This is a genomic window from Stenotrophomonas sp. FR012, assembly GCF_047520565.2.
GTDB lineage: Bacteria > Pseudomonadota > Gammaproteobacteria > Xanthomonadales > Xanthomonadaceae > Stenotrophomonas > Stenotrophomonas sepilia.
Genome location: NZ_JAXBQL020000001.1, coordinates 821,342 through 847,326 on the forward strand (window position 1 = coordinate 821,342; position 25,985 = coordinate 847,326).

Annotated in this window: 23 protein-coding genes; 16 read left to right on the forward strand and 7 right to left on the reverse strand. The window is 67.0% G+C overall.

Features of this window, described 5'->3' with window-relative positions:
• Positions 1-5 precede the first annotated feature (5 nt).
• The gene (locus tag ACM0O9_RS03965; protein WP_065185749.1) at positions 6-1,916 is read left to right on the forward strand and encodes a CocE/NonD family hydrolase; all 1,911 of its coding nucleotides are present in this window, start codon (positions 6-8) and stop codon (positions 1,914-1,916) included.
• 164 nt (positions 1,917-2,080) lie between these two features.
• Here ACM0O9_RS03965 and ACM0O9_RS03970 read toward each other — a convergent pair whose 3' ends face one another.
• Positions 2,081-3,034, reverse strand: coding sequence for a helix-turn-helix transcriptional regulator (locus ACM0O9_RS03970; RefSeq protein ID WP_053499560.1), 954 nt, complete (start codon positions 3,032-3,034; stop codon positions 2,081-2,083).
• Positions 3,035-3,354: 320 nt separating this feature from the next.
• Here ACM0O9_RS03970 and ACM0O9_RS03975 point away from each other — a divergent pair, with 320 nt between their 5' ends.
• From ACM0O9_RS03975 to ACM0O9_RS04005, 7 genes are all read left to right on the forward strand, one after another.
• Positions 3,355-4,113 (forward strand): SDR family NAD(P)-dependent oxidoreductase, encoded by a 759-nt coding sequence (locus ACM0O9_RS03975; protein ID WP_065185748.1) that lies wholly within the window; start codon positions 3,355-3,357, stop codon positions 4,111-4,113.
• A 129-nt stretch (positions 4,114-4,242) separates the two neighbouring features.
• A complete protein-coding gene (locus ACM0O9_RS03980; protein WP_005413774.1) occupies positions 4,243-4,695 on the forward strand; it encodes an MgtC/SapB family protein in 453 nt (150 codons plus the stop codon).
• Between the two features lie 220 nt (positions 4,696-4,915).
• Positions 4,916-6,574 (forward strand): L-lactate permease, encoded by a 1,659-nt coding sequence (lldP, locus tag ACM0O9_RS03985; protein WP_227837776.1) that lies wholly within the window; start codon positions 4,916-4,918, stop codon positions 6,572-6,574.
• A gap of 53 nt (positions 6,575-6,627) precedes the next feature.
• Positions 6,628-7,392, forward strand: coding sequence for a transcriptional regulator LldR (gene lldR, locus ACM0O9_RS03990; protein WP_414604199.1), 765 nt, complete (start codon positions 6,628-6,630; stop codon positions 7,390-7,392).
• A gap of 4 nt (positions 7,393-7,396) precedes the next feature.
• Positions 7,397-8,536, forward strand: coding sequence for an FMN-dependent L-lactate dehydrogenase LldD (lldD, locus tag ACM0O9_RS03995; RefSeq protein ID WP_065178497.1), 1,140 nt, complete (start codon positions 7,397-7,399; stop codon positions 8,534-8,536).
• Positions 8,533-10,239, forward strand: a complete 1,707-nt coding sequence (gene dld, locus ACM0O9_RS04000) for a D-lactate dehydrogenase (RefSeq protein WP_065185746.1) — start codon at positions 8,533-8,535, stop codon at positions 10,237-10,239. The genes lldD and dld overlap by 4 nt, the downstream gene beginning before the upstream one ends.
• A gap of 110 nt (positions 10,240-10,349) precedes the next feature.
• Positions 10,350-11,234 carry a hypothetical protein gene (locus tag ACM0O9_RS04005; RefSeq protein ID WP_414604198.1) on the forward strand — a complete coding sequence of 295 codons (885 nt, stop codon included), beginning with the start codon at positions 10,350-10,352 and terminating at the stop codon, positions 11,232-11,234.
• 98 nt (positions 11,235-11,332) lie between these two features.
• Here ACM0O9_RS04005 and ACM0O9_RS04010 read toward each other — a convergent pair whose 3' ends face one another.
• The gene (locus ACM0O9_RS04010) at positions 11,333-11,629 is read right to left on the reverse strand and encodes a hypothetical protein (protein WP_005417035.1); all 297 of its coding nucleotides are present in this window, start codon (positions 11,627-11,629) and stop codon (positions 11,333-11,335) included.
• A 169-nt stretch (positions 11,630-11,798) separates the two neighbouring features.
• Here ACM0O9_RS04010 and ACM0O9_RS04015 point away from each other — a divergent pair, with 169 nt between their 5' ends.
• Positions 11,799-12,458, forward strand: a complete 660-nt coding sequence (locus ACM0O9_RS04015) for a decarboxylase (RefSeq protein WP_065185744.1) — start codon at positions 11,799-11,801, stop codon at positions 12,456-12,458.
• A gap of 68 nt (positions 12,459-12,526) precedes the next feature.
• Positions 12,527-13,306, forward strand: coding sequence for a CDP-diacylglycerol diphosphatase (locus tag ACM0O9_RS04020; RefSeq protein WP_414604197.1), 780 nt, complete (start codon positions 12,527-12,529; stop codon positions 13,304-13,306).
• Here ACM0O9_RS04020 and ACM0O9_RS04025 read toward each other — a convergent pair.
• On the reverse strand, positions 13,303-13,902 hold the full coding sequence (locus ACM0O9_RS04025) for a GNAT family N-acetyltransferase (RefSeq protein WP_231114012.1): 600 nt from the start codon (positions 13,900-13,902) through the stop codon (positions 13,303-13,305). The genes ACM0O9_RS04020 and ACM0O9_RS04025 overlap by 4 nt on opposite strands.
• Before the next feature lie 216 nt (positions 13,903-14,118).
• Here ACM0O9_RS04025 and ACM0O9_RS04030 point away from each other — a divergent pair, with 216 nt between their 5' ends.
• A complete protein-coding gene (locus tag ACM0O9_RS04030) occupies positions 14,119-16,845 on the forward strand; it encodes a TonB-dependent receptor plug domain-containing protein (protein ID WP_164093509.1) in 2,727 nt (908 codons plus the stop codon).
• A 110-nt stretch (positions 16,846-16,955) separates the two neighbouring features.
• Positions 16,956-17,582 (forward strand): hypothetical protein, encoded by a 627-nt coding sequence (locus ACM0O9_RS04035; RefSeq protein WP_235649260.1) that lies wholly within the window; start codon positions 16,956-16,958, stop codon positions 17,580-17,582.
• Positions 17,583-17,612: 30 nt separating this feature from the next.
• Here the strand turns inward: ACM0O9_RS04035 and ACM0O9_RS04040 are convergent, their stop codons facing one another.
• The gene (locus ACM0O9_RS04040; RefSeq protein WP_005417028.1) at positions 17,613-18,254 is read right to left on the reverse strand and encodes a hypothetical protein; all 642 of its coding nucleotides are present in this window, start codon (positions 18,252-18,254) and stop codon (positions 17,613-17,615) included.
• Between the two features lie 183 nt (positions 18,255-18,437).
• Between ACM0O9_RS04040 and ACM0O9_RS04045 the strand changes: the two genes are divergently transcribed.
• Positions 18,438-19,598: an amidohydrolase family protein gene (locus ACM0O9_RS04045; RefSeq protein WP_065196118.1), complete on the forward strand. Its 1,161-nt coding sequence runs from the start codon at positions 18,438-18,440 to the stop codon at positions 19,596-19,598.
• Between the two features lie 48 nt (positions 19,599-19,646).
• Here ACM0O9_RS04045 and ACM0O9_RS04050 read toward each other — a convergent pair whose 3' ends face one another.
• Entirely contained in the window at positions 19,647-20,084 is a 438-nt protein-coding gene (locus ACM0O9_RS04050) for a DUF3806 domain-containing protein (protein ID WP_005417026.1), read from the reverse strand.
• 131 nt (positions 20,085-20,215) lie between these two features.
• The gene (locus tag ACM0O9_RS04055) at positions 20,216-21,097 is read right to left on the reverse strand and encodes a LysR substrate-binding domain-containing protein (RefSeq protein WP_005417024.1); all 882 of its coding nucleotides are present in this window, start codon (positions 21,095-21,097) and stop codon (positions 20,216-20,218) included.
• Positions 21,098-21,212: 115 nt separating this feature from the next.
• Between ACM0O9_RS04055 and ACM0O9_RS04060 the strand changes: the two genes are divergently transcribed.
• A complete protein-coding gene (locus ACM0O9_RS04060; protein WP_065185738.1) occupies positions 21,213-21,914 on the forward strand; it encodes an ankyrin repeat domain-containing protein in 702 nt (233 codons plus the stop codon).
• Between the two features lie 54 nt (positions 21,915-21,968).
• On the forward strand, positions 21,969-23,426 hold the full coding sequence (locus ACM0O9_RS04065) for an amidohydrolase family protein (RefSeq protein WP_235649259.1): 1,458 nt from the start codon (positions 21,969-21,971) through the stop codon (positions 23,424-23,426).
• Positions 23,427-23,519: 93 nt separating this feature from the next.
• On the opposite strand, the gene ACM0O9_RS04070 is transcribed toward ACM0O9_RS04065, so the two are convergent.
• Positions 23,520-24,449 carry a LysR family transcriptional regulator gene (locus ACM0O9_RS04070; RefSeq protein WP_414604196.1) on the reverse strand — a complete coding sequence of 310 codons (930 nt, stop codon included), beginning with the start codon at positions 24,447-24,449 and terminating at the stop codon, positions 23,520-23,522.
• Positions 24,450-24,542: 93 nt separating this feature from the next.
• Between ACM0O9_RS04070 and ACM0O9_RS04075 the strand changes: the two genes are divergently transcribed.
• Positions 24,543-25,736, forward strand: coding sequence for an MFS transporter (locus ACM0O9_RS04075; protein ID WP_032954258.1), 1,194 nt, complete (start codon positions 24,543-24,545; stop codon positions 25,734-25,736).
• The last annotated feature ends 249 nt before the right edge of the window (positions 25,737-25,985 follow it).

Genomic DNA, 25,985 nt, shown 5'->3' on the forward strand with positions numbered 1-25,985 from the left:
TGTCCATGCGTGTGCGTGCCGTCGCTGTAGCCATTGCCCTTTGCCTGTCCAGCACCGTGCTGGCCGCCGATACCCCGCCGATGACCCCGGATATCAGCGGCAAGCCGTTCGTTGCCCCGGATGTCGGTCGCGACTACGACAAGCGCGTGGTGATGGTGCCGATGCGTGATGGCACCAGGCTGTACACGGTGATCGTGGTGCCCAAGGGCGCCCACAATGCGCCGATTCTGCTGACCCGGACCCCCTATGATGCTGCCGGTCGCGCCAGCCGCAGTGATTCGCCGCGCATGCGCGACCTGTTGCCGCAGGGTGACGAGGTGTTTGTCGACGGCGGCTACATCCGCGTGTTCCAGGATATCCGCGGCAAGCATGGCTCCGAGGGCGATTACGTGATGACCCGGCCGCTGCGCGGGCCATTGAACAACACCCAGGTCGACCATTCCACCGACGCCTGGGACACCATCGACTGGTTGGTGAAGAACGTGCCGGAGAGCAATGGCAAGGTCGGCATGCTCGGCTCGTCGTACGAGGGCTTCACCGTGGTGATGGCGCTGACCGACCCGCACCCGGCACTGAAGGTGGCCGCACCACAGAGCCCGATGGTCGATGGTTGGATGGGCGACGACTGGCTCAATTACGGTGCGTTCCGCCAGGTCAACTTCAACTACTTCGCCATGCAGACCGAGAAGCGCGGCAAGGGTACGCCGCTGCCCAGCCTCGGCTACGACGACTACAGCACCTTCCTGCGCATCGGTTCGGCCGGTGACTATGCGCGCTTCACCGGCGTGGACCAGCTGACCTGGTGGAAGAAGCTGGTCGAGCATCCGGCCTATGACGGCTTCTGGCAGGGCCAGGCGCTGGACGCGGTGATGGCAAGGACACCGCTGAAGGTGCCGACCATGTGGCTGCAGGGCCTGTGGGACCAGGAAGACATGTGGGGTGCCAACCACGCCTATCAGGCGATGGAAGGACGCGATAGCGGCAACAACCGCAATTACCTGGTGATGGGCCCGTGGCGACACAGCCAGGTGAACTACAGCGGCAGCGAACTGGGTGCGCTGATGTTCGACGGCGATACCGCGCTGCAGTTCCGCCGCGACGTGCTCAAGCCCTTCTTCGACCAGTACCTGGTGGATGGCGCGCCGAAGGCCGATACGCCACCGGTGCTGATCTACAACACCGGCGAAAACCACTGGGACCGCTTGAAGGGTTGGCCGCGCAGCTGCGACAAGGGGTGTGCCGCCAGCAGCAAGCCGCTGTACCTGCGCGCCGGCGGCAAGCTGGCGTTCCAGGCACCGGCGGCGGGCGAGGGTGATTTCGAGGAATACGTGTCCGACCCGGCCAAGCCGGTGCCGTTCGTGCCGCGTCCGGTGCGCTTCGGTGACCGCGACATGTGGACCACCTGGCTGGTCAAGGACCAGCGCTTTGTCGATGGTCGCCCGGACGTGCTGACCTTCATCACCGAACCGCTGACCGCGCCGCTGCGCATCGGCGGCGCGCCGGTGGTGCATCTGCAGGCCTCGACCAGTGGCACCGACAGCGACTGGGTGGTGAAGCTGATCGACGTGTATCCGGACCAGGAAGCGTCGACGCCGGAAATGGGGGGCTATGAGTTGCCGGTGTCGCTGGCGATCTTCCGTGGCCGCTACCGCGAGAGCTTCAGCGATCCGAAGCCGCTGCCCGCCAACCAGGTGCTGCCGTACCGTTTTGACCTGCCCAACGCCAACCACACGTTCCAGAAGGGCCACCGGGTGATGGTGCAGGTGCAGTCCAGCCTGTTCCCGTTGTACGACCGCAACCCGCAGACCTACGTGCCGAACATCTACCTGGCCAAGCCGGGCGATTACCAGAAGGCCACGCAGCGCGTGTGGCACAGCGCGGCGCAGGCCAGCTACATCGATCTACCGGTGTATTGAGGCCCGCAGGGTGACGCCGGGCCGTGCCTGGTAGCACGTGGTAGTGCCGGTCGCTGGCCGGCATCCGCGATGGCGCAGGAGCGTGTCGACCAAGGTCGACACCTACCAAAGCTGGGCCATGGCATGCCGATCGACCAAGGTCGACACCTACCGGGCAGAGGCTTTCAGCCGACCTTCGAGGGGCCCGTACGCCAGCGGCTGGGGACCAGGCCGAAGCGCTTGCGGAACGCGGCGGCGAAGTTGCTGGGGTGGCGGTAGCCGCTGGCGGCGGCAGCCTGCTCGACGGTCCATCCGTTTTCGCGCAGGCCCTGTTCGGCATGGCGCATGCGCTGCTCATGCAGGTAGTCGAACACCGAGCTTCCATATTGCTGGGCAAAATGGCGGCGCAAGGAGCTGGGGCTCATGCAGGCCAGCTGGGCCAGTTCGATCAGGCTGTGGGCATGGCTGGGGTCGTCATGCAGATAGCTGCGCACTCGCTCCAGCCGCTCGCGCTGGCCGGCGCGCAGCGTGCGTATATGCTCGGTCTGCATATCCTCGGCCTGCAGGCCGACGGCCAACACCTGCAGGGCCACGCCTTCGCGCCACAGCGCATCGATGTCGTCCTGCCAGGGGCTGTCGAACAATTGGGCGAGCGTCGGCAGCAAGGCATGCGGAATGGCCCAGTGGCGGCACTGCAGAGGGGAATGAAGGACCCGTTGCAGTGCCGGCAGGCGCAGCATGTCCACGTCCAGATCGGCCGGTACGCTCAAGCTGACCCCGCGCAGGTGGCTGCCACCGGGATGCAGCCCGGCCATCGACACAGGTTCATGGTGGCTGGTGGTCATGCCTGTGCCGGCGCGCAGGGTGAACCCCTTGCGACGAGGAAACTGGACATCCACTTCGCCCTGAAGCATCAGGCGGATGGTCAGGCCGGCACCGTGCACAGCGGTGGCCGTGTAGGTGAACCGGTTGTGCACGTCCGAGGCGATCAGGCCCAGGCCACCGCGCAGTGACTGTTCGTGGACGTCGCCACGCCCTGCCCATTGGTCGTCGCGCAGTTCACTCCCTTCGATCCGGTAGTCGTAGCCATGGCGTTCGCCGAACTGGCGGTAATCAGCAAAAGTGAAATATCGGGACATCGCTCTGCGCAAACACAGGTTGAATTGAATGTGTCGAAGAATCTGGAAGCGTTTCCCATTGTCGCCGCGATTCGCGCGCTTTTGACTTCGATAAGGTCAAAACGATTGGCGATTACGGCCAAAGTGAAAATGCCGAAGAACATACGCCGGCGTTTTGCACGCATATCCGTACGTAGTTCCATACATAAACTGCGGTTGAGGTTTCATGGCTGGAACGATCTGGAGATGCGATGTCAGCCCGACCATCACGGGCGTGCGCGTAGGGTGGGTGGGTTGGCTGTTGCAGGCCACTTTGATACCCCCACCGATGGAGAATGGAGATGATTGATTACCAGTTGACCGGCAAGACCGCGATCGTGACCGGCGGCGTGTCGGGCATCGGCCTGGCCGTGGCCCAGACACTGGCCACATCCGGTGCCCGTATCTCGGTCTGGGACCTCAAGCAGGATGCAGTGGATGCCACCGTGGCGCAGTTGCGCAGCACCGGCACACAGGCCATCGGCATCGCGCTGGACGTCACCGACGACGCGGCGGTGGAGGCAGCGGTGCAGCGCACGATCAAGGAACTCGACGGCCTGCACGTGGCGGTCAACAACGCCGGCATCAGCGGGCCGGCGGCCAGCAGCGGCGACTATCCGATTGATGGCTGGCAGCGCGTGATCGATGTCAACCTCACCAGCGTGTTCCTGTGCCAGCGTGCGCAGATCCAGGCCATGCGCGCGGCCGGCACGGGCGGCAGCATCATCAACATGGCCTCGATCCTGGGCCAGGTGGGCTATGCCGGTTCCACTGCGTACGTGGCGGCCAAGCACGGCGTGGTCGGGCTGACCCAGACCGCCGCCTGGGAGCATGCGGCCGACGGCATTCGTGTCAACGCGGTCGGCCCGGGCTTCATCAGCACACCGCTGCTGGAGAAGATGGACCCGAAGGTGCGCGCCACGCTGGAAGGGCGGCACGCGTTGAAGCGGCTGGGTACGCCGGAGGAAGTGGCCGCATTGGTAGCCTGGCTGGCCAGCGACGATGCCTCGTTCGCGACCGGCACGTACTACGCCATCGATGGTGGCTACCTCGCGCAGTGATGCGCTGAACGCGGGTTGCGGCGTCGCCGGGCATCGCCCGGCGCTACCGGGTGAACGCACTGTGGGGTGGTCTTCACCTCTGTGCCACGCATGCCACGCGACGCTCGGGGAAATACCCGGAGCCTGCCCATGGAACTCACCCAGGATGTCTCGATCCTGCTGCGCGTAGCCGCAGCGATGCTGTTCGGCGGTGTGCTCGGTGTCGAGCGGGAAATGGGCAAGCACGCCGCCGGCCTGCGTACGCACATGCTCATTGCCGGAGCGGCGGCATTGATCGTCGGTCTCGGCGACTCGGTGGCCGAGCATTTCCAGCAGGAGCGTTACCGCGATCTGCTGCAGGTTGATCCGGTGCGCCTGATCGAAGCGGTGGTGGCCTGTGTCGGCTTCGTGGCCGCTGGCACCATTCTGCGCGGCTCACGCGAGGACCAGGTCAGCGGCTTGACCACGGCCAGTTCGCTGATCATGGCGGCGGCGATCGGGATTGCGGTCGGGATCAGCAAGTACGTGATCGCGATCGGGGTCAGCGTGCTGTGCGTGCTGGTGCTGGCGGTGATGCGGCGGTTGGAGAAACGGATCTCGTAGGGAAGGTCGAGTTGTCGGCCAGCGGCCGGCACCATAATGGCTCTAATGGTCGGACCAATATGAAGGCTAGCCCTATGGTCTAATAGGCTCTTCGTCGGAGAGGCGGTTAAATCCGCTGCAAGTGGTCTGATCTCGATCATTAATGGTAATACCAATGATCGACGGCCACGGCGACCCACCGCCTGCGGTGGGCTCCTTCCGTTTCCAGTCGAGAGTCTTCATGCAGCCCTGGCAACACCTGTACGACCCCGCCGGCAACCTGTGGTTGTCGAGCCTGATCGCGCTGCTGCCGATCGCGTTCTTCTTCGTTGCCCTGGCAGTGCTGCGCATGAAGGGCTGGCTGGCCGGCACGATCACCGTGGCCATCGCACTCGGCGTGGCCCTGTTGTTCTACCGCATGCCGTTGCCCCAGGCGCTGGGCGCGGCCGGATTCGGTTTCGTCTACGGCCTGTGGCCCATCGCGTGGATCATCATCGGTGCGGTGTTCCTCTACAAAGTTTCGGTCAAGACCGGGCAATTCGACATCATCCGCGCCTCGATCCTGTCCGTGACTGAAGACCAGCGCCTGCAGATGCTGATGGTCGGCTTCGCCTTTGGCGCCTTCCTGGAAGGTGCGGCCGGTTTCGGTGCGCCAGTGGCGATCACCGCGGCGCTGCTGGTCGGGCTGGGCTTCAAGCCGCTGTATGCCGCCGGCCTGTGCCTGATCGTCAACACCGCGCCGGTAGCGTTCGGCGCGATGGGCATTCCGATCATCGTGGCCGGGCAGGTCACCGGCCTGGATGCATTCGAGATCGGCCAGATGGCCGGTCGCCAGCTGCCGTTCCTGACCATCATCGTGCTGTTCTGGATCATGGCGATCATGGATGGCTGGCGCGGCATCAAGGAAACCTGGCCGGCGGTGCTGGTGGCCGGTGGCTCGTTCGCCATCGCGCAGTACCTGACCTCCAACTTCATCGGCCCGGAGCTGCCGGACATCACCGCCTCGCTGGCGTCGCTGGTGTGCCTGACCCTGTTCCTGCGCCGCTGGAAGCCGGTACGGATCTTCCGTTTCGACACCGAAACCAGCGCCGAGGCGGCCGCACAGGCGCTGGAGGCACCGCTCCACAGCGTCGGCCAGATCGCCAGGGCATGGTCGCCGTTCCTGATCCTCACCGCGATGGTCACGCTGTGGAGCATCAAGCCGTTCAAGTCGCTGTTCGCGGCGGGCGGCCCGCTGGAAGGCTGGGTGCTGAAGATCCCGGTGCCAGGCCTGGACCAGCTGGTGCAGAAGATGCCACCGATCGTGGCTGCGCCGCTGAGCTATGAAGCCATCTACAAGTTCGACTGGTTCTCGGCCACCGGTACCTCGATCATCCTGGCCGCGTTGATCGCCATCATCGCGCTGCGCATGCCGGTCCGTTCGGCGCTGCAGACCTTCGGCGAGACCGTGCGTGAGCTGCGCATGCCGATCTACTCGATTGGCATGGTGCTGGCGTTCGCCTTCATCGCCAACTACTCGGGACTGTCTGCCACGTTGGCCCTGGCGCTGGCGCATACCGGCGACGCGTTCCCGTTCTTCTCACCGTTCCTGGGCTGGCTGGGCGTGTTCCTGACCGGTTCGGACACCTCGTCCAATGCCTTGTTCTCGGCACTGCAGGCCACCACCGCACAGCAGATCGGCGTGTCCGACGTGCTGCTGGTAGCGGCCAACACCACCGGCGGTGTCACCGGCAAGATGATCTCGCCGCAGTCGATCGCCATTGCCTGCGCGGCGGTCGGCCTGGCCGGCAAGGAGTCGGATCTGTTCCGCTTCACGGTCAAGCACAGCCTGATCTTCACCACGATGGTCGGCCTGATCACCCTGGCCCAGGCTTACTGGCTGACCTGGATGATTCCCTGAGCCATGCGCGGCTGGCCGACCACCCGCTGCGCGCTTCGGGCCACAATGGCGCCATGAGCACGCAACGTATTTCGGACAAGGTGGCCGCGCAGCTGCGCGGCCTGGTGCAGGAACAACGGCTGCAGCCGGGTGACCGGCTGCCGGCCGAGCGCACCCTGGCGGTGCAGCTGGGGGTCTCGCGCACGGCCTTGCGCGAGGCCATCGCGCAGCTGGCCAGCCAGGGTCTGTTGACCGCACGGGTCGGTGGCGGCACCTACGTGGCCGAGCCTGCGGCACGCGCGCGGCAGGCGCTGGATGAACCGCTGGCGCCGTACCTGCCGCTGTTCCAGGGCGACCCGGAATACCGCTTCGACGTGCTGGAGATCCGCCACGCGCTGGAAGGTGCCACCGCCTGGCATGCGGCGCTGCGTGCCACCGACGAGGACCGCGCGCGCATCGCACAAGCCTTCCAGACCATGATGGACGCGCACGGCAAGGACGACCCCACCGGCGAAGCCGAGGCCGACGCGGCCTTCCACCTGTCCATCGCCGAGGCCTCGCACAATCTGGTGCTGCTGCAGGTGATGCGCGGGCTGTTCGAACTGCTGCAGACCAACATCTCGCAGAGCCGCGAAAAGCTCTACACCTCGGCGAAGACCTTCTCGCCGCTGTCCGACCAGCACCGCGAGATGATGGATGCGGTGCTGGCCGGCGACCCCGAACGCGCGCGCGCCGCCGCGCATGCCCACCTCGAGTTCGTGCACACCACGCTGCGCACCCTCGATGACAACGAAGCCCGGCGTGCGCGGGCCTCGCGCCTGCCTTCCCCCCACGGTTGACCCCATGATCATCTCCGCCTCCACCGATTACCGTGCTGCTGCCGAACGCCGGCTGCCGCCGTTCCTGTTCCACTACATCGATGGCGGCGCGTATGCCGAGCACACGCTGAAGCGCAACGTTTCCGACCTGTCCGACATCGCGCTGCGCCAGCGCATCCTGCGCAACATGTCCGACCTGAGCCTGGAAACCCAGCTGTTCGGCGAAAAACTGGCGATGCCGGTGGCGCTGGCGCCGGTCGGCCTGACCGGAATGTATGCGCGGCGCGGCGAGGTACAGGCGGCGCGCGCGGCCGACAGCCGCGGCATCCCGTTCACCCTGTCCACGGTGTCGGTGTGCCCGATCGAGGAAGTGGCACCGGCCATCCAGCGGCCGATGTGGTTCCAGCTGTACGTGCTGCGTGACCGTGGCTTCATGCGCAACGCGCTGGAGCGGGCGCAGGCCGCCGGCGTGACCACGCTGGTGTTCACCGTGGACATGCCGGTGCCGGGCGCGCGCTACCGCGATGCACACTCGGGCATGAGCGGCCCGAATGCCTCGCTGCGCCGTATCGGCCAGGCCATCACCCATCCGCACTGGGCGTGGGACGTGGGCCTGTTCGGCCGCCCGCATGACCTCGGCAACATCTCCACCTACCGCGGCAACCCGACCGGGCTGGAGGATTACATCGGTTGGCTGGGCAGCAACTTCGATCCCTCCATTTCGTGGAAGGACCTGGAGTGGATCCGCGAATTCTGGAAGGGCCCGATGGTGATCAAGGGCATCCTCGACCCGGATGACGCGCGTGATGCGGTGAAGTTCGGTGCCGATGGCATCGTGGTCTCCAATCACGGTGGCCGCCAGCTGGACGGCGTGCTGTCCACCGCACGTGCGTTGCCGGCCATCGCCGATGCGGTGCAGGGCGACCTGAAGATCCTCGCCGATTCCGGCATCCGCACTGGCCTGGACGTGGTGCGCATGTTGGCGCTGGGGGCCGATACCGTGCTGCTGGGCCGCGCCTTCATCTATGCGCTGGCCGCGCAGGGCGAGGCCGGCGTGGCCAACCTGCTGGACCTGATCGCCAAGGAAATGCGCGTGGCGATGACCCTGACCGGTGCGCGCCGCATCGCCGACATCGGCCGCGACTCGCTGGTCAGCCTGCCATGAGCGGCCACGCCGCCGTGCTGGCACAGTTGCGCGATGCGGTCGGCAATCGCCATGTAATGACCGGCGACAAGGCTACGCGCCGCTTCCGCCGCGGCTACCGTTTCGGCGATGGCCCAGTGCTGGCGGTGGTGCGCCCGGGGACGCTGCTGGAACTGTGGCGCGTGCTGCAGGCAGCGGTGCAGGGCGGCGCGGCGATCATCCTGCAGGCGGCCAACACCGGCCTGACCGGCGGCTCGACCCCGGACGGCGATGACTATGGCCGGCCGATCGTGCTGGTCAACACGCTGCGCCTGACCGGCATCCAGTTGTTGAACGAAGGCCGCCAGGTGCTGTGCCTGCCCGGTGCCACGCTGGACCGCCTGGAGCAGACGCTGGCTCCGCTGGGTCGCGAACCGCATTCGGTGATCGGCTCGTCCTGCATCGGTGCCTCGGTGCTGGGCGGCATCTGCAACAACTCCGGTGGCGCGCTGGTGCGACGTGGCCCGGCCTACACCGAGCTGGCGCTGTATGCGCAGGTCGATGCGCAGGGCCAGTTGCAGCTGGTCAACCATCTGGGCATCGCGCTGGGTGATACGCCCGAGCAGATCCTGCAGCGCCTGCAGGCCGGTGACTACACGGCCGCCGACGTGGGCGATGGCGACGGCCGTGCGGCTTCCGATCCACGCTATGCCGAGGAAGTACGCAAAGTCGGTGCCGATACTCCCGCACGCTTCAATGCGGATCCCAGCCGCCACTTCGAGGCAGCGGGATCTGCCGGCAAGCTGGCAGTGTTCGCGGTGCGCCTGGACACCTTCGAGAAGGAGGCTGCCGAGGTCTTCTATATCGGCAGCAATCGCACCGACAGCCTCACCGCGATCCGTCGCCAGCTGCTGACCGGCTTCGAGCGCCTGCCGATCGCGGGCGAGTACATTCACCGCGATGCCTATGACATCGGCGAGCGCTACGGCAAGGACAGCTTCCTGCTGATCGATCGCCTCGGTACCTCCCGTGTGCCCGCAGCGTTCGCATTGAAGAGCCGCGTCGATGGCTGGTTCGAACGGCTGGGCCTGCGCGGGGTGACCGACCGGGTGATGCAGGTGCTGACCGGCCTGCTGCCCTCGCACCTGCCAAAGCGCATGGGCGAGTTCCGGCAACGCTACGAGCATCACCTGTTGCTGAAGGTCTCTGCCCAGGACGCTGCGGAAACCGAGGCCTGGTTGCGCGGGTTCTTCGCCGGGCACGAAGGCGGCTATTTCCACTGCACGGCCGAGGAGGGACGCAAGGCGTTCCTGCATCGCTTCGCGGTGGCCGGTGCGGCAGTCCGCTATCGTGAAGTGCATCGTGAGCAGGTGCAGGACATCGTCGCGCTGGATATCGCATTGCGCCGCGACGATACGGATTGGTTCGAGCAGTTGCCGGCCGATATCGACGGCCGCCTGCTGCACAAGCTGTACTACGGTCACTTCCTGTGCCACGTGTTCCACCAGGACTACATCGCGCGCAAGGGCGAAGACCCGGTGGCGATCGAGCATGCGATGTGGGCGCTGCTGGACCATCGTGGCGCCGAGTATCCGGCCGAGCACAACGTCGGCCACCTGTACCCGGCCAAGCCGGCGCTGGCAGGTTTCTACCGGCAGCTGGACCCGAGCAATACCTTCAACCCGGGTATTGGCCAGACGTCGAAGGCGAAGGGGTGGGGCAGCTGCGATTGCAGTGGGCATTGAGGACGGACAGGGCAGTCGAGCGTGGCTCGACGCTACAAGGGCGATGCCGGGCAGGTCCGCCGCCGTCCGGGTAACGGTTACCATCGGAATCCCAGCCACAGGAGCCGCCCATGCCTTCCATTCCCGTCTGCGCCGCCCTGTGCGCTGCATTGCTGGCGACCCCGCTGCTGGTGCTGGCGCAGTCTTCTATCCTGCCGCAGCAGCGCGATGCCGCCGGAAACGTGATGGAACCGCTGGGGCAGGTGCTGGAACAGGGCGGGCAGGGCGAAGTACGCACGCAGTACTGCACGCTTGATCGTGTCTGGTGCGTGCGTGTGCAACCGGTGGCCGAGGACGGTGATCGGCCAACGACGCTGGAAGTCTCTGAACGGGTGGCCGGCGAAAGCGAAGCGCATACCTACCACGTCAGCATCGACGTGCCGCAGGAAAGCGAGCTGTCGCTGTGGCCGTGGATCGTGCGTCTGGCTCCGGGTATCGGCAGCGATGAGCCGGTGACCGACCCGCAGCAGCGCGCCCACCAGAATGTGCTGGTAGGCGGCATCGTCAAGTTCAGCACCATGTACTCCGGTGGAGGTGCCGACGCGTCCACGCTGCAGTTGGCACGCGTGCGCCACCTGCAGGACGACATCCAGGTGGACGACGACGTGCTGACGGTGCCATGGCTGGGCAATGCGATGATCCGTGCGTGTTTCAGCGAGCAGGACATGAAGCAGCGCGCAGGCGCCTGCCACGACGAATACGGGTTCTCGGCCAGGCTCGGGCTGGATCCGGTGGCCGAGGGCATGCCGGTGCTGCGCTACCAGACGGTGGCAACCCGCTTTCCGGCGGGCGTTTCGCGTTTCGAGGATTCGCTGGCCAAGGGCCCGCTGAAGAAGAAGGACCTGCGCACCGAGCAGGACCCGGCATGCAGCTACACGCGGCTGTTCCGCTTCAATGATGGGGTGTTCCACCCCGACCAGGCGCTGCCGGACTGCGCGGGGTATACCGAACCCTGAGCCCTAGAGAGCCGAGCCATGCTCGACTCGGGTTCTCGCGTGGCCCGACCGCAGAGCAGCCGAGCGTGGGCTCGGCTCTACAAAAACTGAGGCGGCGCTTACTCGCAACGGGTAGCGGTGATGATGTTGTCCTTGTCCACGTACACGCGCAGGCGATCCTGGCGGATGTCCTTCGTGGTGATGGTGCTGGGGCCGATCGGGTTGACCAGGCCGGCGCCGCTCTCGCTGGACAGGCGGCGGATGTTGGGTTCGTTGGCCGGCTGGCCGATTGCCCAGCCCAGCTGGCTGGCATCGCAGTGGCCGGTACCCTTGACCTGCGGGCCAGGGGTGCTGACGCAGGCCGACAGCAGCAGGGCCGACGCAGGCAGTAACAGGGACAGACGGAAGGCGGACATGCGAGCGCTCCTGCGCAGGGAAGATGGCGGAACGATAGCACCCGTCGCGCGAAAGGCGTCAGCACTCCGGTCATTGCCGGCACAGCGTGGTCATTGCATAGTGGGAGGGATGGCTGGCAGCACGCCAGCGGGCAGGCCGGGCCATTCCGGTGCAGGTGTTGGATACGCTATGACGGCAGGCAGTTTGCGCGACAAGCGCAGGGCGAGAAGAGTACTGGCAGTGTCGGTGCTGGGCGTGGCGTTTGCCGCCTCTGCCATCGAGCCGACGCCGGACGCCGCTGCGGAAGCGCCGGTGTTCGGTGCCTGGCGCAACCTGCAGACCGAGGCAGGCTACGCACCCGCCCAGCGCAACCTGGCGTTCGCGATGCTGCCGCAGGCCGCCACCCGCGGCGATCGATTCGCCATTGTCGATCGTGAGGGCAAGCGCGCGGTGTGCTGCCTGCAGGTGGCCAGCCCGTCGCTGGGCGTGGCCGCACTGCGCGAGCAATACCACCTGCCACAGGCCTGGGTGACCGACCTCAGCAATGGCCGCAGCCCGGCACGCCCCTACCTGCCGCACGTCTATGCGATGCAGCGCGTGGATGAACTGGCTGACTATGGTTTCACCGATGTGCCGGGGGCCTACAGCGACCTGGGGGGGCTGCTGATTCCCGAAGGTGCCGCGCTGGAGGCCGATGGCAGCGCCGTGCGCCTGGGTGATGACCGTTATCCCCTGCATTTCCAGCGCCAGCCGCACGCCGAAGATGATGGCGCACTGGACCGCTACACCCTGCAGGCGGGCGACGGCGTGGCTCCGATCGTGGTTGAAGTGCCGTTCGGCACCTACTGATTGCAGCACCGCGCTGGCTAGAATGCAGTGCGGCGCCGCCTGCCGTGCCTGTTCCGTGAGTCGCCGCCGTGTCCCTGCGCTCGTTGCTGCTGTCGCCGCTGCTGCTGTTGTCCGCCTGTGCGAGCGCGCCGCCTCCGCCGCCCGTCCATTCCGATGCGCTGTGGCGCCTGATCGAGCGTGACTGCCAGGCAGCTGACGGCCCGCGCGGCAGCTGCCTGCGGGTGGAGACGGCGGCCGGCCGCCGTGACGTGCTGGTCAAGGATGCACACGGTGACTACCAGTTCCTGCTGATGCCGCTGGACAAGGTAAGTGGCATCGAGAACCGCGGTCTTTACCAGCGTGGGGCGCCCAACTATTTCGCGGCCGCCTGGCAGGCGCGCGCGCACACCGAACAGGCCCTGGGCCAGCCATTACCGCGCAACGTAGCCAGCCTGGCGCTGAATTCACCGCACGGACGGTCGCAGCACCAGTTGCATATCCATGTCGATTGCCTGCGCACGGACGTGCTGCAGGCCCTGGATGCACACGCCGGCGCCCTGGGGCCACGCTGGTCACCGTTGCCGGTGCTTCTGCGCGGGCATCAGTACCAGGCCTATCTGTTGCCCGGTGCGGAAATGACCGCCAATCCGCTCAACCTGCTGGCCTATGGCCTGAGCGGCGTAGGCGATGTGGGCCAGTGGAGCCTGGTGGTGGCCGGACGCGATGACGTGCAGGGTGGCCCCGGCTTCATCCTGCTGGCCACCCGCGTGGATGCCGCCAGTGGCAACGATGCCAGCGGCGAAGAACTGCAGGATCACGCCTGCACGGTGCTGATCGGCGCGGGTGCGGCACTGGAGCGGGTGCGCTAGCCGATCCGCTGCAGGTGGCTGTGCCACGCTGGCGCGGTAAGCGCCAGCAACTGGCGGTCATGCCATCCCTCGGCGTCCAGGTGGAAGTCGCGCAGGATGCCTTCACGCATGAAGCCCAGGGCCTGCAGTGCCTGGGCGAAAGGGGTGGTGCAACCCGGTGGCAGCAGTACGAAGATGCGATGCAGGCCGACATTGTCGAACAGGAACGGGCACAGCGCGCGCAGTGCGGCCTGTGGATGGGCGTTGCGGTGCTGCAGCGACTGCAGTTCTGCGCAGCGCGAATGCAGTGACTGCAGGCGGACATGCAGTTGGTCGTGCAGGATGCCCTGCGCGTCGTCGAACACGCCCAGTACCAGCAGATCGTTGTCTTCCTGTAGGCGTGAACGATGGACGCTGGCGAGGAAGCGGGCCTCTTCATCAATGCCGTAGGAAGGCCGTTGGCCGCGCTGGCGACGGTCGTCGAAGGTGCGCCAGCGCGGCAGATCGGTGCGCTGGAAGGAACGCAGGGTGATGGGCGTTGCCTGGAGGTGCAGCAGGTGGCGGCGCAGGACGGGGCGCAGCGGGGCGAGGTGAGTGTAGGTGGCGCGGTTGGTCATCCATGCACGATGCGTATCGGAAGCGCGCCAGACCATGCAATTCATTGCAAAAGTGTGGCGGTGCCGTGGGTCCGTCTGATTCGGTTCAGGCATAAGCCCATCAGGGCTGGTCATTTCCGTTGAAACCACCCATTCAGGACACTTTCGTTACGGGATCGTTATGTGCCGCACAGGCCACGGCTCCCCCGTACACCCGCCCACTCCCCCAGGAAGCCCATGTCCGCCTCCCACAAGGCGTTGCGCCCGCGTCCGCTGGTGCTCGCGCTGTCGTCCCTGATGCTGGTCTCGCTGCCGGCCTTCGCGCAGGAAAGCGCACCCACCACATTGCAGGAAGTGAAGGTCACCGGCTCGCGCATTCCCCGTGCCAGTGTCGAGGGGCCCTCGCCAGTGACGGTGATCAGCCGCGAGCAGATCGATGCGCAGGGCTACCGCAATGCCTTCGACGCGCTGAGCGCGCTGACCGAGAACACCGGCAACGTGCAGGGCGAGGACTTCGGCAATACGTTCACGCCGGCCGCCAACACCATCAACCTGCGTGGACTGGGTCCGAACCGCACGCTGGTGCTGGTCAACGGCCGCCGCCAGGCCGACTACCCGCTGGCCTACGAGGGCTCGGTGAACGTGGTCAACCTCGCCAACATTCCCAGCGCCCTGATCGAGCGCATCGAGGTGCTCGCCGCGGGTGCGTCGGCGGTGTATGGCTCCGATGCCATCGCCGGCGTGGTCAACATCATCCTCAAGGACCGCTTTGAAGGCGTGGACGTGAACGTGCGCGCCGGCGGCACCCAGCAGGGCGGGGGTGACAACCAGCGCGCGCAGGTGGTCGGTGGCAGTTCCGGCGAGCGTTGGGATGCGCTGTTCGGCTTCGAGTTCGACGTGCGCAAGGCGATCCACGCGCGCCAACGCGACTTCATGGATTCACTGGACGATGATCCGGCCGGCAAGGCACCGCAGGCGACCGCGATCGCCTATCGCCGCAATGCTGCCACCGGCCGCAACATCGATCCGGGCGTGAGCGGCTGCGACGCAGCGTCGGGCATTTATGGCGGCAGCGTGTTCCGTGCCAACAACCCGCGCCAGGGCTGGTACTGCGGCAGCAACGAGGCCGCCGCCAGCTACTGGACCATGCAGACCCAGAAGCGCAACCTCAATGGCTATGGCCTGTTGACCTTCCACGTCAACGACACCACCGACCTGTTCGCCGATGTCGCCGTGGGCAGCGCGCGCATCTACAACAACACGCGCGCGCCGACCTGGACGTCCTCACGCAACTACTTCTACAACCAGAACAGCGGAAACCTGGAGAGCTGGTACCGCCGCTTCGCGCCGGAAGAAATCGGTGGCCTGCCGCGCAATGCCAATCGGTTCCTGGAGAACTCGTGGTCGTTCAACGTGGGCGCACGCGGCCAGATCGGCGACAGCGGCTGGGACTACGAGGCGGTCTACAGCCGGTCGCGCTACGAGAACCGAACCCGTCGCCCGGTGCTGCTGGCCGGCATCAACGAGTACCTGCTGGGCCCGAAGCTGGGCGTGCGCAATGGCGTGGAGGTCTATGCGCCGGACCCGGTGCGCCTGTTCAAGCCTTTGACTCCGAACGAGTATGCGGGCCTGTCCGACTATCAGGAAAGTCGCAACGCGGCGTGGCTGCAGACCTTCAGTGCCAGTGTCAATGGCCGCCTGTTCGCACTGCCGGGCGGCGATGCTGCGCTGGCCGCAGTGGTCGAGGCCGGCAGCCAGGGCTACCGCAACCGCCCGGACCCGCGGCTGGGCACCGGCGAGTTCTGGAACACCAGCGCCGGTATCGGTGCCGGCGGTGATCGCGATCGCTATGCGGCCGGCGTTGAACTGCAGTTGCCGTTGCTGCAATCGCTGACCACCACGCTGGCCGGCCGCTACGACCAGTACCGCGCAGGCGGCGAGCACATCGGCAAGGCGACCTGGAGCTTCGGCGTCGAGTTCCGCCCGATCGAGAGCCTGTTGATCCGCGGCTCTGCCGCGACCAGCTTCCGTGCGCCGGACATGAACTACGTGTTCGCCACCGAGACCCGCGGCTACAACCCGGGCATGACCGATTACTGGCGCTGCCGTACTGCAGGCCAGTCGTACGACAACTGCGACTACAACGGCCTGTCGATCGACTACAGCAACCGCGCCAACGCACAGTTGCAGCCGGAAACCGCAAAGTCGTACGGCTTCGGCGTGGTCTGGTCGCCGCTGTCCGGGCTGGATTTCAGCGCCGACTACTACGACATCCGCATCGACAACGAGGTGACCAGCCTCGATACCAGCCGTATCCTGCGTGACGAGGCCGATTGCCGCCTGGGCCGCACGCTGGGCGGCGAAGCGCGCGATATCGGTTCACCGCTGTGCCAGGACGCACTGTCGCGGGTGATCCGCAATCCGTCCAACGCCACGGTGCAGCCGGACCAGGTGACCCGCGTGCTCATCAATCCGATCAACGCGGCCTCCGAATCGGTGCGCGGCCTGGACCTGAAGGGCAACTGGCGTTTCGATGCCGGCCGCTATGGCCGCTTCACCACGCGCCTGGCCTACACCGTGGTGCTGGAGCACAAGTACCGGCAGTTCTCCGATGATCCGGAGCGTGACATCCGCAATTCGCTGGATGATTACCAGTGGCGCAGCAAGGCCAATGGCAGCATCACCTGGAACCAGGGTGACTGGACCACCACGCTGTACGGCAATCGTTTCGGTTCACTGCCGAAGACCGATGGCAGTGGCCGCATCGCGCCGTACATGACCTACAACGCCAGCGTGTTCCGCCAGTTCGGCGAGAACCTGTCGGTGGGCGTGATCGTCAACAACCTGCGTGACAGCCGCCCGCCGGCAGACAGGAACGGGGGCGGCTGGCCGTTCTACCCGGTCGGCAACTACGACCCGTATGGCCGCCAATACTGGCTGCAGCTGGATTACCGGTTCCGTTGATCCGGCAGGCGAACGAAAGGCCCGGCATTGCCGGGCTTTTCTTTGTGCAGTGCACCGGTGCTGCCGCTGCGCGCGTGGCATGCTGTGGCGATACCCGGAGGATGATGCGCATGGATGCCAGAGTGTGGAGTGTGATTGCCGTGCTGGCCATTGCCGGTTGCAGCAGCAAGCAGGCGGCCAGTGTGGACGATGCTGCGGAGGCGGCCAGCGCCGCGCCCGTGCCGTCTCTTTCCAATGCAGTGACCGATGCTGGATCAGCGCGCGTGCCAACGGCATCGACGCGTGCGACGGCCGGGCAAGGGCCTGCGGATCCGGAGGGACACTTCCTTGAGGGCGAGCGCTTGCTGTTGACTGAAGGAGCACTGTCGGCGGAAAAGAGCGACGTGATCCTGGGCTCGGACAACGCCTTTGCGCAGGCGATCAGCCAGTTCGAGCAGGATGCGGCGGGCCACCCGGAAGTGCAGGACCTGACCCGGCTCTACAGGACGGCTGCGACCCGGCTCATCGGCAGCGACGGCACGCTGGTGTCTTTTGCCTGTGGCTACAGCCTGTGTGTCGGCGAGATCCGCAGCCGCACCGATGAGGATTTCAGCGCCTGGTCCGAGGCGATCGGCATGGACAAGGCGAGTCCGGCCTACAGCCTGGCCACGGCACCGATGACGTGGGGCAGGGACCAGTACGGTGGGCGTTTCGTGTTCTCGGTGGACCCGGCCGCCAACGCCATCACGGGTCGGTAGCGGCGGGATATGCCCGGGACCCACTGCGCGTTACGGCAGCGCCTGCTGCAGGTATGACTCGATGACGTAGCTGAAAGGCTGCTGCTGGCGGTCGCGCAACAAGGCACGCACCTCGAGGATCACGCCGTGATCGCCTTCGCCCCGCGGCGGCCAGAACGTCTGGTCAGCCAGGGTCTGGCGCTGGAAACCGAGCGGGCCGACCACGCGACCGAACGGTTCGTCGGTGCTGTCCAGCACCTGGTTCATGGCCGGGCTGAGGTGGCCAGGCAGGTACCAGTTGTCGGCCTCGGACAGCACGCGGCTGCCGCAGACCAGCTGTACGCGGCGATAGCGCAGTTCGGTACCCGGCGTCGCGCCCAGCGCCTGCAGAACGTCGGCGGGGGCAGGCTTGTCCTGGCCGTGCACGCGCACCGCGCGCACCCGGGCTTGTTCGGCCAGCCCATGTTCGGCGCACCAGTGTTCCAGCGTGGCGGTGGCGCTCTGCCCGGACAGCACGCGCTGGTGCAGGCGCTCGACCAGTGCAGCCGGTGCGATGCGCTGCTGGCCCGGCGGCGACTGCAGCGGTGCAGCGGCCGCAGCATCAGTGGCGGACAGGCTGGCGATCGGGGCGGCGGCAAGCAGGGATGCGGCCTGCCAGCGGCGGAGACGATCGTGGCGGTCGGACGGGCCCATGCGGCATCACAACGGAAACAGGCGCCCATGTTACCTGTTCAGGGGTGTGCACGGCGTGGCTGCGACCGGTTGTCGCAGGCGCAATCATCGTCCTGGTGAATGCGTGCCATCCAGATATTTCGTTGGTCGATGGGTGCAGCGGGGCGCACGATGGCGGCAGTCTTGGCATTCCGGGAGTTCCCGATGACCCTCCAGTTCGTCCATGGCGGTGTCGACCGCAACGGTGCGCCGCTGCATTTCCATATCCGTGATGGCCGCATCAGCGGCCTCAATGGCGAGGCCTCGCCGGCCGACGGGGCGGAATGCGTCGACCTGCAGGGCTTCGCGGTCCTGCCCGGGCTGGTCGACGGCCACATCCATCTGGACAAGAGTTTTGTCGGAGACCGCTGGCACCCGCATCAGCCGGTGAACAGCCTGCGTGAGCGGCTGGCGGTGGAGAAGGCCGCGGTAGCGGGTGCCGCGCCGATGGTGGACCGTGCCGAGGCATTGATCCGCCAGTGCAGCAGCTTCGGCACGGTGGCCATGCGCTGCCACGTCGACATCGACGGCAGCACGGGCCTGCGTCATCTCGAGGCGGTACGCGAGGCCTCGCTCCGCTGTGCCGGCCTCATGCGCATCCAGCTGGTAGCGTTCCCGCAGGCCGGGGTGATGTCCTGTCCGGGTACCGCCGCCGTGCTTGAGCAGGCCCTTGCAGCGGGCGTGGAGGTGCTGGGAGGCATCGACCCGACCACGCTGGATGGCGATGCCGAAGGCCAACTGGCACTGCTGTTCGGCCTGGCCGAGCGCTATGGCGTGCGCCTGGACATCCACCTGCACGAGCCCGGCGAAACCGGACTGGCCCAGTTGCTGCGCATTGCCGCGCGGACCCGGGCCGCTGGCCTGCAGGGGCGGGTGGCGGTCAGTCATGCCTACTCGCTGGGCGAAGTGCCGCTGGCGCGCGCGGTGCAGGTGGGCGAGGCGCTGGCGACGGCGGGCGTAGCGATCATGAGCAACGCGCCGGGGGATCATCCGTTCCCGCCGCTGCGTGCGCTGCATGATGCCGGCGTGCGCGTGTTCGCTGGCAATGACAACATCCGTGACTGCTGGTGGCCGTACGGCAACGGCGATCTGCTGCAGCGGGCGATGCTGCTGGGCTACCGCTCGGGCTTCTACACCGATGCCGACCTGATGCTGGCGCTGGACATGGTCACCACCCACGCCGCGCAGGTGATCGGGCTGCCGCAGCACGGCATTGCCGAAGGCCTGCCGGCCACCTTCGTGGCGGTGCGCGCCGATCACGGTCCGGCGGCCGTGGCCGCAGTGCCGGTGGAGCGACGCGTGGTGGTGGACGGCCGCTGGCTGTAGATCCAGGCCGCGCCAACCTCTGTAGCACCGAGCCATGCCCGGCGGCTTTCAGGCGTAATCGTCGGCGCGGGTAGCGACGAATTCTTCCAGCCACGCCAGCAGATGGGCGATGTCGATGACCTCGCCCTGCTCCACGCGCTTGAGCAGCAGGGTGCTGGCGCCGATCTGCAGGCTGCTGTCGGCATAGCGCAGCACCGCATCGATGCCCCAGGCATCGGTGACCTGCATCCAGGCCAGGCCCGGCACGCGCTGGGCCAGAATGTCACCGAACGCCACGCCCAGCGCTTCCCAGCCGCCGCAGTCGTCACGATCGATCAGTTCGGCATCGACCACGCGCTGCAATGTGCTGGCGGCCAGCGGCCATTGCACCGGCAACGTCGGGAAGCTGGCGGCCACGCGTGAGGCGATCCGTGCACGCTGGTGCTGCAGGTGCGTCTGCAGGGCTGCAGGCAGGGGATCGAATCGGGTCGGGGGTTGGTCGGACATGGCGAGGCGCCGTGGAGCACGGAAGCAGGGGGCACTGTACGAGGCGATGATTCCCGCCGTGCGGCAAGATTGATCAGATATCGATGATCAATGCGCGAAAGGCATCCACGCGTGGCGTGGATCTATCGTGGTCAGTCCGGTTCGCGCTGTACCTGCCGCCACAGCTCGCTGGCCAGTGCCCGCACCGCATCATCGGCATCGGCACGATGCAGCAGACCGATTTCGTAGTTGTCGATCACCGGCAGCCCGCGCTCGCCATCGATGATGCGGTGCTCGCGCGTGACCGCGCGGCGCGGCAGCAGGCTGACGCCGATGCCATCAGCCACCGCGCCCTGGATGCCACTCAGCGACGAACTGGTGAAGGCAATGCGCCAGCGCAGGCCCAGCGCTTCCACGGCGTGGATCATCTCGTCGCGGTACAGCCCTCGCGGCGGGAAGGTGACCAGCGGCAGCGGGTCCTGCTGCAGGCAGCTGCTGCGCAGGCTGTCGATCCAGTGCATCGGCTCGTGCCGGCAATGCACCGCCTGGCGGCTGTTGCGGCGTTGCTTGACCAGCACCAGGTCCAGCTCGCCGTGGTCGAAGCCCTGGGCCAAGTCACGGCTCAGGCCGCTGCTGATCTCCAGCTTCACCTGCGGGTGGCGGCGGCTGAAGGCGGCCAGCATGCGGGTGGTCTGCGGGTTGACGAAGTCTTCGGGTACGCCGATGCGGACCGCAGTTTCCACCGTCGCGCCGGCCAGCGCCTGTGCCATTTCCTCGTTCAGGTCGAGCATGCGCCGCGCATAGCCGAGCAGGGTGTGGCCGGCGTCGGTGGGGTGTACATCGCGGTGGCCGCGCTCGAGCAGGCGATGCCCGGCCAGTTCCTCCAGCCGCCGTACCTTCTGGCTGACCGTGGACTGCGTCGAATGCAGGCGCGTGGCCGCCGTGGTGAAGCTGCCGCAGTCGGCCACCATCACCAGCGCCCGCAGCAGGTCCAGTTCGAACAGGGTTCTATTCGATTTGGCACTGTCTTGCATTTGAACATTTCACTTCTGGATACCCAGGCCGACTTCTACCATGCGGGGCAGGGGCCGGCAATGCGCGGCCCCTGCGACCATCGCCCTGCGGCGATGGAGAAAAGGAGACACCGTGATGCGCTTCCATTGCCCTGCTGGCTGGCCTGCACCGTTCACGCGCGTGCTGTTGTTGTGTCTGCTGGCCATGGTCACCCCTGCCTGCACTGCCACCTCCAGAGCCGACGCAGACGCGCGCCTGCGTGATGCCGCCAGCCGCGGCGACGCCGATGCGGTGCGACAGGCGATCGAGGATGGCGCCACGCTGGAGGCGCACGATGGCCAGGGCCGCACGGCGCTGCTGCTGGCCACGCAGGGCAACAACGTGGATGCCGCGCGCGAACTGATCGAGGCCGGGGCGGACGTCAATGCCAAGGATGCGCTGCAGGACAGTGCCTACCTGTATGCCGGCGCGCGCGGCCTGGATGAGATCCTGGCGATGACCCTGGCGCACGGCGCCGATCTGCGCAGCACCAACCGCTATGGGGGCACTGCGTTGATTCCGGCCGCCGAGCGCGGCCACGTCAGCACCGTGCGCATGCTGCTGCGTGCAGGTGTGGCGGTGGACCACGTCAACCGCCTGCACTGGACCGCCCTGCTGGAAGCGATCCTGCTTGGCGACGGTGGTGAACGCCATGTGCAGATCGTGCAGCTGCTGCTGGAGGCCGGTGCCGACCCGGAGCTGGCCGATGGCGATGGCGTAACGCCACTGGCGCACGCGCGCCAGCGTGGCTATGCCGGCATTGAAACCCTGCTGCGCCAGCACGGCGCGGCGCGCTGAACCGCTACTCCTTCCACCCGCACGCTGGCCGTGCCTACCAGGATGCTGTCCATCATGTTCCGTTCCCGCCCGTTGTCCCTTGCCATCCTTCTTGCGGTGGCGCCGCTGTCGGTATCTGCTGCCGAGCGCGCCGACCTGCTGATCCGCAATGCCATCGTGGTCGACGTCGAGCACGCCAGCACGCGGGCCGGGCAGAGCGTGGTGATCCGCGGTGAGGACATCGTCGCGGTGGGCCCGGACGCGCAGCTGCGCAGCCAGTGGAGCGCGGCCCGCCAGATCGATGCCAAGGGCAAATACCTGATCCCGGGCCTGTGGGACATGCATGTGCACTTCGGTGGTGGCCCGGCGCTGATCGAAGAGAACAAGGCACTGTTGCCGCTGTACATCGCGCACGGCATCACCACCGTGCGTGACTGCTCGGGCGACCTGCCCGAGCAGGTGCTGCAGTGGCGTGGCGAGATCGCCAGGGGCACGCTGTTCGGCCCGCGCCTGCTCAGTTCCGGCGCGAAGATCGAAGGCATCAAGCCGGTCTGGAAGGGCACGATCGAAGTGGGCAGCGAGGCCGACGTCGACAAGGCGATCACCCGACTGCAGCACGACAGGGTCGACTTCGTGAAGATCACCGACAGCACGCTGAAGCCGGATCTGTTCCTGTATTCGGCCAGCGCAGCGCGCAAGGCCGGCTTCAAGGCCTCGGGCCACATTCCGATGGCGCTGACGGTGGAGCAGGCGGTCGATGCCGGCCTGGCCTCGATCGAGCACCTGGACTACGCATTCAAGGCCGGCAGCAAGGACGAAGCGAAGATCGCCGCCGACTTCGGCGCCGGCCGCATCGACCGCGCGGAAGCCAATCGCCGCCTCGACGCCAGCTTCGACCGTGACACCGCGATGCACGCCTACCGTGATTTCGCCAAGCGCGGCGTATTCGTGACCCCGACCCTCAACGGTGGCCGTATCCTCGATTTCCTGGACCAGGATGACCACGCCAACGATCCGTACCTGGCCTACATCGGCCCGGGCCTGCGCGCGACCTACCAGTGGCGCGTGGACCGCGCGGCGAAGGCGACGCCGGCACAGATCGAGGCGCGCCACGCGCAGTACCACCAGGTGGCTGCCGTGCTGCCGTTGCTGCAGGAGGCGGGCGTGACGATCATTGCCGGCACCGATGCGGGCTTCCTCAACTCGTTCAACTTCCCGGGCATCGCCCTGCACCAGGAACTGCAGCTGTTCGTGAAGGAGGGCCTGAGCGCGCCGCAGGCGCTGTCGGCCGCAACCCGTTCCGGCCCGGCCTGGTTTGGCCAGATGGACCGTTACGGTGATGTCGCGCGGGGCAAGGCCGCCGACCTGGTGCTGCTGACCGCCAACCCACTGCAGGACATCGCCGCCACCGAGAAGATCGACAGCGTGATCCTGCGCGGCAACGTGTATGACCGCGCCGCGCTGGACAAGATGCTGGCCGACACCAAGGCCAAGGTCGCGGCGTGGAATGCCGAGGCTGCGAAGGCGCAATGATCGACAGGGTCGGATCCCTTCTCAACGGGAAGGGCTCTGACCCTGTGGTCTTGAACGAAATCCACGCCATGCGTGGATGATGGGGCCGGTGACCTAGCGCGGTGCCGGCCGCATGCCGTGCAACTGCGGCAGTGCGGCCTTCATCGCATCGATGAAGGCGCGCAGCCGTGGCGGCTGCTGGCGCGCGGCAGGAAACACGACGTGTACCGGCAGTGCCGGTGCCTGCCAGTCCGGCAGCAGCTGCACCAGCCGCCCTTGTGCGAGGTCGTCGGCCACCAGCCAGGCCGAGACCACCGCTGCGCCCAGCTCGGCGCGCGCAGCCTGCTGTACCACGAACAGGTTATCGCTGAGCAGGCGCGGGCTGATTGACAGCGTATGCGCCCGGCCCTGCGCATCATGCAGCAGCAGGCGTTCGCGGTAGTAGGTGACCAGCGAGATCCACGGCAGTGACTGTGCCTGTTCCGGCGTACTGACCGCCGTGGCGTCCACCAGCGAGGGCGCTGCCACGACGATGCGCGGCACTTCTGCGAGCGGCAGTGCAACCATGCGCGGTTCGTCGACAGGGCCCACCCGCACCGCGCAGTCGATGCCTTCTGCGATGAAATCCGGGCGACGATCTTCAAGGATCCACTCCAGGCTCAGCTGCGGGTGCTGGGCGAGGAATGCGAGCATGGTAGGCAGCAGCTGCGCCTGGCCAAAGGCGTGCGGCACCATCACCCGCAGGCGTCCGCGCAGCGTTTCCGGTTCGCCGTTCAGCTCGGCCTGCAGCGACTCCCATTCGTCGACCACGCGCTGCGCATGACGCTGGCAGCGCAGGCCGTCCTCGGTCAGTTGCAGGCCATGGGTGGAGCGCTGCAGCAGACGCAGGCCGAGCTGCCGCTCCAGTGCCTGCAGGCGTCGGCTGACCGTCGGCTGGGTGGTGCCCAGCTGCAGGGCCGCAGCAGACAGGCTGCCGGCATCGACGATGCGCAGGAAGGTGCGCAGCAGATCCAGGCGATCAGCGCCGGTGGCGAGGTCATTCATGCGTGTGGCGTATGAAATATATGTGCCAGAGCCTACTACAGACGTTTGGCGAATACAGGCAGGATACGCTCACTTCCTCTACGGGGCTCCCCCATGTCTACCCCCTCGCTGTCTGTTGCGGCCGCACCGGCGACCGTGCCTTCCGCCCCATTGGTGCTGGCAATGGCGGCCGGTGCCGGCTTCTCGGTCGCGTCGCTGTATTACAGCCAGCCCATGCTGGGCCTGATCGCCCAGGACCTTGGCGCCGGTGAGCGCGCCGCCGGCCTGGTGCCAACCTTGACCCAGCTCGGCTACGCACTGGGCATCCTGCTGCTGGCACCGCTGGGCGATCGCTTCGACCGCCGCCATCTGATCCTGTTGAAGTCCGCGCTGCTGGCGCTGGCACTGGGCGCCGCCGCGATGGCCGGGCACCTGCCGGGCCTGCTGATGGCCAGCCTGCTGGTCGGGCTGATGGCAACGCTGGCGCAGGACATCGTTCCCGCCGCTGCGGTGCTGGCACCGGATGCGCAGCGCGGCCAGATCGTCGGCCGGGTGATGACCGGCCTGCTGCTCGGCATCCTGTTGTCGCGGGTGGTCAGTGGCGTGGTGGCTGAAGCGTGGGGCTGGCGCACGCAGTTCGTGCTGGCGGCGGTATCCGTGGCGGCGATGGGCGCGGTGATGGCGCGTGCACTGCCGCGTTTCGCGCCGACCAGCACGCTGCGCTATCCGGCGTTGCTGGGTTCGTTGCTGGCGTTGTGGCGCGAGCAGCCGCAGCTGCGCCGTGCGGTGGCCAGCCAGTCGCTGCTGGCCGTGGGATTCAGCGCGTTCTGGTCGACCCTGGCGCTGATGCTGCATGCACGTCTGGGCCTCGGCAGTGCGGCAGCGGGTGCGTTCGGTATCGCCGGTGCGGCCGGTGCATTGGCCGCGCCGTTTGCCGGCCGTTTCGCTGATCGACTGGGGTGCCATGCGGTGGCACGGCTGGCGATTGCGGTGGCGCTGCTGGGCTTCGGCCTGCTGCTGGCCGAAGCCTGGTTGCCGGCCGCCGCGCTGCTGCCGTTGCTGGTGGTGAGTGCGCTGCTGTTCGACTTCGGCTTCCAGTCGGCGCTGGTGGCGCACCAGACCCTGGTCTACGGGCTGGTGCCGCCGGCACGCAGCCGGCTCAATGCGCTGTTGTTCACCGGCATGTTCATCGGCATGGCCGCCGGTGGTGCGCTGGGCAGCCTGGCGCTGGCGCAGTGGGGGTGGCACGGCGTGGCCTGGCTGGCGGTGGTGTGTGCGGGGGGCAGCCTGGCACTGCGTTTGAAGTAGGGGGTTGTTCGGCAGGGCTTGCAGCCCTGCACCTGCTGGAGGCAACAGCAACAGCAACAGCAACAGCGGGGTTCCTGTAGGGAGGCGGGGTGGGTCCGGTTGCGGGGGACGCCGTGAATCCCCAGTCCGGCCCAGCCGCTGGCGGCTGGGCGTTCGGGCGCTTGCGAAGCAATGCTTCGCAAGCGAAGCGCCCTCACCATGGAGGCTCGATCGCGCCATCCATGGCGCTCACGCCCCCGCAACCGGACC